This is a genomic window from Thermoactinomyces sp. FSL K6-2592 (assembly GCF_038006465.1).
Classification (GTDB): Bacteria; Bacillota; Bacilli; order Thermoactinomycetales; family Thermoactinomycetaceae; genus Thermoactinomyces; species Thermoactinomyces vulgaris.
On sequence record NZ_JBBOVH010000003.1, the window covers coordinates 154,123 to 163,981 of the forward strand.

General features: G+C 46.9%; 6 protein-coding genes. All 6 read right to left on the minus strand.

Annotation, left to right across the window (positions count from 1 at the left end; genetic code table 11):
* Positions 1-22: 22 nt before the first annotated feature.
* Positions 23-1,591: a Vga family ABC-F type ribosomal protection protein gene (locus tag NYE37_RS13560; RefSeq protein WP_340712085.1), complete on the minus strand. Its 1,569-nt coding sequence runs from the start codon at positions 1,589-1,591 to the stop codon at positions 23-25.
* 643 nt (positions 1,592-2,234) lie between these two features.
* Positions 2,235-4,061, minus strand: a complete 1,827-nt coding sequence (glmS, locus tag NYE37_RS13565) for a glutamine--fructose-6-phosphate transaminase (isomerizing) (RefSeq protein ID WP_037997369.1) — start codon at positions 4,059-4,061, stop codon at positions 2,235-2,237.
* A gap of 644 nt (positions 4,062-4,705) precedes the next feature.
* Positions 4,706-6,046 (minus strand): phosphoglucosamine mutase, encoded by a 1,341-nt coding sequence (gene glmM, locus NYE37_RS13570; protein WP_037997366.1) that lies wholly within the window; start codon positions 6,044-6,046, stop codon positions 4,706-4,708.
* Positions 6,047-6,075: 29 nt separating this feature from the next.
* Entirely contained in the window at positions 6,076-7,281 is a 1,206-nt protein-coding gene (locus NYE37_RS13575) for a CdaR family protein (protein ID WP_037997364.1), read from the minus strand.
* Positions 7,274-8,104, minus strand: coding sequence for a diadenylate cyclase CdaA (cdaA, locus tag NYE37_RS13580; RefSeq protein ID WP_037997361.1), 831 nt, complete (start codon positions 8,102-8,104; stop codon positions 7,274-7,276). Before cdaA ends, NYE37_RS13575 begins: the two co-directional genes overlap by 8 nt.
* 353 nt (positions 8,105-8,457) lie before the next feature.
* Positions 8,458-9,360: an arginase gene (rocF, locus tag NYE37_RS13585; RefSeq protein WP_037997359.1), complete on the minus strand. Its 903-nt coding sequence runs from the start codon at positions 9,358-9,360 to the stop codon at positions 8,458-8,460.
* Positions 9,361-9,859: the final 499 nt, after the last annotated feature.

Genomic DNA, 9,859 nt, shown 5'->3' on the forward strand with positions numbered 1-9,859 from the left:
CTTTTTCTTGTCGCTGAACGTTTTAATCTGTTACCAATTTCTTTTTTTCTGCCAACAGCCTTTGAAATTCCTTTTTCAGCTCCTCAGATGGCTCCACGCTCAACCGGCTGAGCACCTCGGATATTTTGGTCTCAATCAACAGCCGCCGGTCCTCCCCGGCATCCTTTTCTTTTTGCCGCCCGGGCTGCCGTTTCTCTTCATCAAGACGGTCTAAAAAACGAATTTCCCGGTTTTTGATCTCCAGGATCCGGGTTGCCAGCTTTTGCACAAAACGCCGGTCGTGAGTGACAAAGATGACCGTGCCTTCGTACTCTTGAAGAAGGGATTCCAAAGCTTCCTCCGCTTCAATATCCAGGAAGTTCGTCGGTTCGTCCAAAACGAGGGTGTTAATGTCACTGACAAATACTTTGGCCAATGCCACTTTGACCCGTTCCCCGCCACTTAACACCTCCACTTTTTTATAAACATCGTCCCTCCGGAAATGCAACCGGGCCAGGACAGTGCGTATCAACGTTTCATCCTGCTTGGAGGTGGAACGGACATTTTCCAAAATCGATTCTTTCAGATCAAGAATATTGAGATTCTGGCTGAAATAACCGATTTTCACAGACGGCGAAACTGTGATTCCCTCATCCTGGCGGATGATCTTTCGGATCAGCGTGGTTTTTCCGGCACCATTCGGTCCGGTGACGGCCAGTTTCTCCCCTCCGCGCACATCAAAACGAGCCGGCTTCCACAAAAGCTTGTTTCCCGCTGTTCCGGAAACATCTTGCACCCGGATCACCACTCTCCCCTTCATAGCTTCCTGGTGGGGCAAACTCAACTTGACCGGCTTGATTTCTCTCGGCTTTTCCACCTTCTCCAATTTTTCCAGACGGGTTTCCATGGCTTTTTTGGCTTTCTCCAGTTTCTTTTGTTTTTTGGCAAAGTAGGGTTTGGCCATCTTCGCTTCGGACCGGTTTGTTTTTTTCGGTGTTTTGGTCGCTCTCTGTGCTTTTTGTTCTTTCATTCGCAGCGCTTCTTCCAACTGCCTTTTCTTTTTTGCATATTTTTCGTATGCCTGGATCTGTTGTTCTCTTTCCAACTCCTTTTGGCGGACGTAATCCGAATAACTCCCTTTATAGGTTTTGATCTTGCCTTCATCGATCTCCCAAATTGTTGTACAAAGAGTATCCAGGAACACCCTGTCATGGGAAACGACCACAAAAGCTCCCGGCCAGTTTTTCAGCTTCTTTTCCAACCATTCGATATGCCCGGTGTCCAAATGTGTGGTCGGCTCATCCAAAAACAAAATCTCCGGCTCCTTCCCCAAGGCTTGCAAAAGATATTCCCGGGCCAACTCACCGCCGCTTTTGGTTGAATCCTGCCGTTTGATCTGCGGCAAAAATTCAACCGTGGCACGGGTAATCACTTGGCCTTGATCGGGAACCGCCCGACCGGTCAACGTTTTGATCAACGTGGTTTTTCCACAGCCATTTTTTCCGACCAAACCGATCCGGTCCCGGTGATCAATGAATAACCTTTTCACGTCAAACAACAAACGGTCTTTGACATACAGCTTCAAATCACGCGCTTCCAGCAACATCCGCATCATCTCCGTACCGTTATGTTTTTGGGAGACGAAAAAAGCCTCCCATCTTTTTAAGAATAGGAGGCATAAAAAAGGCACGGGTGCACAGACCGTCATCAGACAAAAGATCCATACCACCGGATTCACTTTTTATAAAAATGGGTGATGCCAATCCTATTCTTAAAAGACACATTGAAGGCAGCACAAAGAAGCAGACTCCTTCTCTGCCAAAAAAATCCTTCAATCCATCTGCTTTCAAAAATAGGATTAGCACTTCATCGTCCCGATGTTCACCCTTCCGTACATAATATTTATCAGTATCATAAACCAGAAAGAAAAGATTTGTCAAATGATAAGACGCAATTCGCATCCTGTTTTCCCAAAAACCGCCCGGTTTTCTCCTTCTGGCTCCGTCTGTGCCTTTTTAATCTTTCAATCCCTCCTTTGCTGATGTACTCCAGATTTTGATGAATCCTTTCCATATCCAGTTCCGCATGAATGGACACTCGTATCCACTGAAAAAACTGACAATCAATCATTTATAAGCGGAAAAGACAAGTTGCCTGAACCTTCTCTCCGAACATAAAAAAAATAACCTCTTGCGGTTGATGGCAACCGAAGAGGTGATGTTCGAACAGGTTCCGTTCCGTCAATTTTCCTTTCTTTATTCCACAGTCACGCTTTTTGCCAGATTCCGCGGTTTATCCACATCGAAGCCACGCTCCAGGCAAGCATAGTAGGCGAACAATTGCAGCGGGATGACCGTCAATACCGGAGCCAAAAGATCCAGTGTCGACGGGATGTGGATCACTTCATCCACGGATTTAATCATCTCCGTGTCTCCTTCCCCGGCAAACCCGAGAACATAAGCGCCACGTGCTTTGACTTCCTGGATATTGCTGATCATCTTTTCGTAGACACTGCTTTGGGTGGCCAGCGCAATGACCGGGATGTTTTCTTCAATCAAAGCCAAGGTGCCGTGTTTCAATTCACCGGCCGCATAAGCTTCGGAATGAATGTAGGAAATCTCTTTTAATTTAAGCGAACCTTCCAAGGCAACAGCATAATCCAAGCCGCGTCCCAGGAAGAAGAGATGTTCATGGCTGGCGATGTCCCGTGCAAATTGTTCAACCACCTTGGTTTGGCCGAGTATCTGCTCTGCTTTTTCCGGCAATTCTTCCAAGTGACGGATAATTTCCGCCAGTTCTTCGCGGCTTTTTCCACCGCGAACCTGAGCCAGATAAACTCCCAGCATATAAATGGCAATCAATTGCGAAGTATAGGCTTTGGTGGAAGCCACCGCGATTTCCGGTCCGGCCCAGGTGATGATCACATCATCGGCTTCCCGGGAAACGCTGGATCCAACCACGTTCGTAATGGCAAGAACCCGCGCGCCGTGCTTTTTCGCCTCCCTGAGGGCAGCCAGTGTATCTGCTGTTTCCCCGGATTGGCTGATCACGACAACCAGCGTTTTTTCGGTAATGAGCGGATTGCGATACCGGTATTCGGACGCCACATCCACTTCCACCGGAATCCGTGCGAGATCTTCCAACACATATTTCCCGACCAGTCCGGCGTGATAAGCCGTGCCGCAAGCCACGAAATGAATTTTTTCGATCTCTTGGATTTGTTCCTTGGTCAGCTTCACTTCGTTGGATAAATCCACTTCTCCGTCTTTCAGACGACCGGACAACGTGTCGCGGATCGCTTTGGGTTGTTCGTGGATTTCCTTCAGCATGAAGTGGTCATAACCGCCTTTTTCCGCTGTTTCAATATCCCATTTGACATTCATGACTTCCCGTTCCACAGGCGTCCCGTCCACTTTCATCAGGGTCACCTGGTTTTCTTTCAGAACAGCCATTTCCCCGTCTTCCAAAATGTACACATCGCGGGTGTGCTGCAAAATCGCCGGGATATCGGAAGCAATAAAGTTTTCCGATTCGCCGACCCCGACAATCAGAGGGCTTGCCTGGCGAACAGCCACCAATTTATCCGGTTCCAATTCGCTGATAATCCCCAAGGCATAGGCCCCTTCCAAGCGGGCCACCACGTCCCGCACAGTGGAAACCAAGTCGCCGTTCCACATGTCAGCCAGCAGTTTGGCCACCACTTCCGAGTCCGTTTCGGATTCAAAGGTAAATCCTTTGGCGATCAATTCTTCTTTCAATTCAATGTAGTTTTCGATAATCCCGTTATGAACCACCGCAAAACGACCCGTTTGGTCCGTATGGGGATGGGAGTTTTGGTCTGAAGGCTTCCCGTGTGTCGCCCACCGGGTATGTCCGATCCCCAAAGTACCCGGCAGGGATTTAGCACGGAGTTTTTCTTCGAGATTGGTCAGCCGTCCTTCGTTTTTTTGCACACCAATCGTTTCCCCGTTGTAAACCGCCAGACCGGCCGAATCATATCCGCGATATTCCAATTTGCTCAAACCTTCAAGCAACAGATTTTGAGCCTCTTTGGAGCCAATATATCCAACAATTCCGCACATATGTGAATACCCCCTGAAATTTGCAGAAACAATGACGAACCACGGGTATCCAAAGTCTGTCTGTCTTTGACCCGTTCATCATCATTTCCATGCTTTCTCTTTTTTCTATTTTTTGTATCCAACCGACCTCTCTTAGCATCATATCGCAACTTTTGTACAACGGGTCACCCCGCTGTTTTGTGTCGCGATTCCTCGGCTTTGATGCGAAGCCGGGAGGTATCCGCCGATCACTCGATACTCCTCCTCCTCGTCAACTGCAGATCCACGTCTCCTCTGCAGTCCAGGCGCTTTACGGCAAACTTTTGATGCATCCGTGAGATTCCCCCTGCTTCCATTCATCACCTCCTTAAAATGATGCTTTATCCAATGGAAAATCACTCATGTAACTATGGTATGCAAAGATGCTTTCTGTGTAAAGTGCCGGGTTAAAAATGATCCCGCCAAAATTTAAAAATAAGATTTATCCGCATCTTACTTCTATTATAAAGAATGATTTCAGCTATTTATGATGAAAAATAACATTTTTCCAAAATATAAAAGAAAAAAATATGAACGTAAAGATCCAAACCAAAAACCGGAAAAATGGATAAGCCCTGTTCCTCTGTCTTTCTACGGGAAACAGGGCTTCTTCTTACGGTTATTTTTTAATTCAATTGGTTGCGGACTTCTTCCGCAATTTGATTCACATATTTCTTCAATAACTCTTCGTCCGGGCCTTCCGCCATCACACGGATCAACGATTCGGTACCGGAAGGGCGCACCAATACCCGGCCTTCATTTCCCAAAGCTTTTTCCACGGATTCAACCGCAGAACGAATCGCACTGTTCTGGTCCCAGCCCTCTTTGTTTTTCACGGGGACATTGGTCAGCAATTGGGGGTATTTGGTCATAATCCGGGTCAAATCCGACAAAGTTTGCCCTTTTTCCTTCACCACCCGTAAGAGTTGAACCGCTGTCAACATGCCATCGCCGGTTGTGTTGTGATCCAGGAAAATAATGTGGCCGGATTGTTCACCGCCGAGATTATAGCCGCCTTCTCTCATTTTCTCCATCACATAACGGTCGCCCACTTTGGTTTGTTCCGTGGCAATTCCCAATTTCTCCGCCGCTTTAAAGAAACCGATGTTGCTCATCACGGTGGTGACAATGGTATCTCCTTTTAAGGTGCCGTTTTCCTTCATATAGGCTCCGCAGATGGCCATGATTTGGTCGCCGTCCACCACATTTCCCTTTTCATCGACGGCAATCAACCGGTCCGCATCACCGTCAAAAGCCAGCCCCAAGTGCGCTTGTTGTTTTAAAACTTCCTCCTGCAAACGCTCCGGATGCGTCGAGCCGCAATTCACATTGATGTTGATGCCGTCGGGATGGGCAAAAATGGTGGTCACATCCGCCCCCAGATCCCTCAGCAACATCGGTGCCAACTCATAAGCGGCTCCGTTGGCACAATCCACCACAATATGCATTCCGCACAAATCCGTGTCAATGGTTTGTTTCAAATGTTCCAAATAGATTTGCGCCGCATCGTGATGATCCGTGACACGGCCGATTCCTTCCCCGACGGGGCGAGGCAGGTTGTCATCTTCTCGATCCAATAACGCTTCAATCTCTGCTTCCGTTTCATCTGACAATTTATAGCCATCGGCTCCAAAAAATTTGATTCCATTATCTTCAAAGGGGTTATGGGATGCGGAAATCATCACCCCGGCATCTGCTTCAAAATGACGGGTCAAAAAGGCGACACCGGGGGTTGTGATGACACCCAACCGAAAAACATCACATCCGATGGAAAGCATTCCGCTGATGAGCGCGGATTCCAACATTTCCCCTGACAATCGTGTATCTCTTCCCACAACAATTTTCGGGCGCTTTTTTCCCTTGGTCAGCACATAGGCTCCGTAACGTCCGAGGCGGAAGGCTAATTCAGGTGTTAACCCTTGATTCGCTACTCCCCGTACTCCATCGGTTCCAAAATATTTACCCATGTTTTCTCCTCCTCAATCATCAAGAACCATTATTCGCTATCACGAATCCTGATCTTTGCCTTTAAATTGTTCTGTTCGGCAACTTGGATAAAGTCAGGCAAAATAAACCGGATTGGTACTTCATGAATTCCTTCCGACAAACCTGAAACATCAATGACCGCTTTGATGTCCGATTGATTGAGCCCCGTCAAGTTTTTCGGTGCCCCTGAAAGAGTGATATTCATGTTTCCTCCGTTGGGTGAGAGAATATCAATTTTTTGTTTCTCTTCCTGCCCCGTCACAGTAAGCGGAACATCTTCCAACGTCTTTTCCTTGGCAGAAACCATTTTAACATAAATCTCTATCTCCTTGGGCTCCACTTTGATTGCGCCTTCCCGGATCGGAACCGGCATGGTCCGTTTGAAATCTTTCCGGGCATTTCTCAAGTCCAGCTCCGGGCCGATGTAATATTGAAGGTTTTCAAGATATTCATTAAAACCGTAGACCGTCACTTGGTCTTGGCTGGCCCGTATGCTTTCCACCGCGTATCCCGCGGGCGGCGGCTCTTTCACATCAATCGAAAGCGGAACCTGCTTGTGGGGAATGCTGATGGGCACTTCCACCGTAACGACGCTTGGAGAAATCTCCACTTGTTGAACCAGTCCATTGTCACCATATGCCTGCAGCCGGACAACTTTCTTGAGTGTTTGGGTTTGTCCTGACAAATACACAACGGCCTTCACCGCTTTGACTTGGTCCAAGCGGCTTTCGGTTCCCCGGATCAACACCCGTTGAGGGGTGACAACCGGTTTATTGATATGTAAACCGTCCGGAACGTTGCCAATCACATCCGTTTGCACCGTCATTTCTTTCTGCACTTTCTGTTTTAAAGTCACAGAAACCCGTTCCGGCTTTACTTTTCCTTTGACGCCAAGGGGCAATCCTTCGATCTGCACGGGAAGACGGTGTTCCCCTTCCCCCACTTCGTTCGCATCCACAAACAAGCGGTAAGTTCCCGGGACATTCTCCAATGACCGCTTGTCTCCATATAACTGCAATTCCACTTTGGGAGGATGCCCTGTCAGTTCAAATTGTTCCTTGTCGTATTTTACCTGAACCGTCACATCCCGAATGGTCATGCTTTCCTTGACTGAAAAGGAAGAAAAGGAATGATCGGTCACGGTCAGCCACAACATGACGGCCAGCAATAAGGAAACGATGCGCAACACCAAATCATTTTCCAGCCATTTATTCATCTTTCTCCTTCCCCTCTTCCTTTTCCTTACGCATCCAGAAGACGGTTGAGAACTTTTCCGGGGGTTTCAGCAATTCGTATAAACGCGACACCAATTCGTCCTCGCTCAAATTCCGCTCCAATTCGCCCTGGTAAGCCAGAGAAATTTGTCCGGTTTCTTCGGATGCGATCACAACCACAGCATCGGTCACTTCACTTAATCCGATTCCCGCCCGGTGCCTGGTGCCCAGATCTTTGCTGATGTAGGGATTTTCGCTGAGCGGCAGGTAACACCCGGCCGCCATCACGGATTCTCCCCGGATAATCACCGCCCCGTCGTGAAGCGGTGCTTTCGGAATAAAAATATTTTTGAGCAACTCCGCACTCAACCGGGCTTCCAGAACAGTTCCGGTTTCAATGTAATCAGACAATCCGGTATCTTTTTCGATCACAATCAATGCGCCGATTTTCTGTTTTGCGAGTTGAACAACGGCTTTGGTCACTTCGCTGACAATTTTGGTTGCAATTTGGTCTTCCACCTGACTGCTTCTCCCCAAAAAATAACCTCGCCCCAGTTGTTCCAACGCCCTTCGCAACTCCGGCTGAAAAATCACAATGACAGCAATGAGTCCCACGGAAAAGAAATTTTCAATAAAAAACTCCAACGTTTTCAGTTCAAATTCATTACTGATCAGCCATATGACCAGTAATACGGTGATCCCTTTTAATAATTGAACAGCCCGGGTTCCCCGCATCAATTTAAGCAAATGATAAATCACATAACTGACAATCAAAATGTCTACAACATCACTCAGATAATTTTTTACCTCAGCCAATGACTGCATCAAGCCCCTCCATTTAAACCATCCATTCGGTAGTTCATCTCTTTTTATTTTTTCGTAAACGGACAAAAATATTGTTCCGAATCCCGTTTTTTTCAAATCCCGTCTTCTCCGCTGCCCGGGTCTTTGCGGCGGATTACACATTCCGTTTCACCATTAATATAACACTTCCTGTACGGCAACCCAAATCAAAGAGATTCTTCCAGCACTTTCCGTCCCTGCCGTTATAAACTCCCTTGACATTTTCCAAAAAATTGGCAGGCGATGCGATGCTCAGTATTCATAAATCCAAACGCCACGAAAAAAGCTGCAACCCGGCAGGTCACAGCTCCTTTCAATCTGAAGCAAAATCTATATCATAAAATTTTTTGCCCAAAAACAGACCCCATCAACGCAACAGCCACTTTGGCAGTCTGGTTCCCCTGATCAAGAATGGGATTGACCTCCACAAACTCGGCAGAAGTTAAAATATCCGCTTCGGCCAACATTTCCATGGCCAAATGGCTTTCACGATAGGTCAAACCGCCTTGCACAGGCGTTCCGACCCCTGGGGCATCTTTCGGGTCAAGTCCGTCCAAATCAAGACTCAAGTGAACCCCGTCGGTCCCATTCGATACAATGTGGATGGCTTCTTCCATCACTCCGGCCATTCCAATGCGGTCGATTTCATGCATTGTAAAAACTTTGATTCCCAATTCTTTGATCAATTCACGCTCCCCCGGATCCAACGAGCGTGCCCCGATAATCACCACGTTCTCAGGAGACACTTTTGGTGCAAAACCCCCGATATTGACAAGTTCAGGATGTCCGATTCCAAGGCTGACAGCAAGCGGCATTCCATGAATGTTCCCTGAAGGCGAAGTTTCCCCTGTATTCAAGTCTCCATGAGCGTCATACCAAATCACGCCCATCTTTTCAAAATGCCTTGCCGCACCGGCCACAGTTCCGATCGCAATACTGTGATCTCCTCCAAGAACCACAGGAAAACGCTTTCGTTTCATGACATCAAAAACAGCATCCGCCAAATTTTCACAAGCTTGGCAAACTTCATTTAAATACTTCAACTTCGGATCTCCCTGATGACGGGACTCGGGCGTCGGAATGGACAAATCGCCCAGATCTTCCACATCATATCCCAAAGATTCCAACAATGACTGTGCAGATGCATAACGAATCGCACTGGGGCCCATATCCACACCGCGACGTCCTTGGCCCAAATCCATCGGCATGCCGATCAATGTTATGGATTTTTGCTTCATTTAAACATAACCCCTTTGTGTTCTATATCATCGACAACGCTATTTTAACACACCCTTAAAAATGAAACAAAAAAATATTGCAACAAATATAAATGTATTGTATAATTATTCATTTTTATATTTTATATAATCATATTTCCCATATATTTTAGTGTGAACGAATGGACATAAATCTATGCTCAAACTCAAGCATAGCAAAAAAAAACAACCATGATCGGCGATCATGGTTCATCTTGGATGCCTCGTCCCGTTCACATAAAAAGACGTTTCATTCATTTTTATATTCTCTTTTTCATGATTCTTCGCGGCTCCAAACCGGCATACATCTTTGGAGGGACGTTCCAAATAGCAACAAAGCTGTTTCGTAATAAGTGGTGGACGTTTGGAAGTGAGAATGCCGGATGAGTAGCGAGCGGATCGTTCCCATAAAGAGAAACGCCCGGATTCCAAAAAACAAAAAAACCTTCATTGTAAAATTATACAATGAAGGTTTTTACTC

Bases quoted from the DNA above. Each gene is read 5' to 3' on its own strand.
- rocF (WP_037997359.1), bottom strand. From the start codon at position 9,360: ATGAAGCAAAAATCCATAACATTGATCGGCATGCCGATGGATTTGGGC.
- NYE37_RS13575 (WP_037997364.1), bottom strand. From the start codon at position 7,281: ATGAATAAATGGCTGGAAAATGATTTGGTGTTGCGCATCGTTTCCTTA.
- NYE37_RS13560 (WP_340712085.1), bottom strand. From the start codon at position 1,591: ATGCGGATGTTGCTGGAAGCGCGTGATTTGAAGCTGTATGTCAAAGAC.
- cdaA (WP_037997361.1), bottom strand. From the start codon at position 8,104: ATGCAGTCATTGGCTGAGGTAAAAAATTATCTGAGTGATGTTGTAGAC.
- glmS (WP_037997369.1), bottom strand. From the start codon at position 4,061: ATGTGCGGAATTGTTGGATATATTGGCTCCAAAGAGGCTCAAAATCTG.
- glmM (WP_037997366.1), bottom strand. From the start codon at position 6,046: ATGGGTAAATATTTTGGAACCGATGGAGTACGGGGAGTAGCGAATCAA.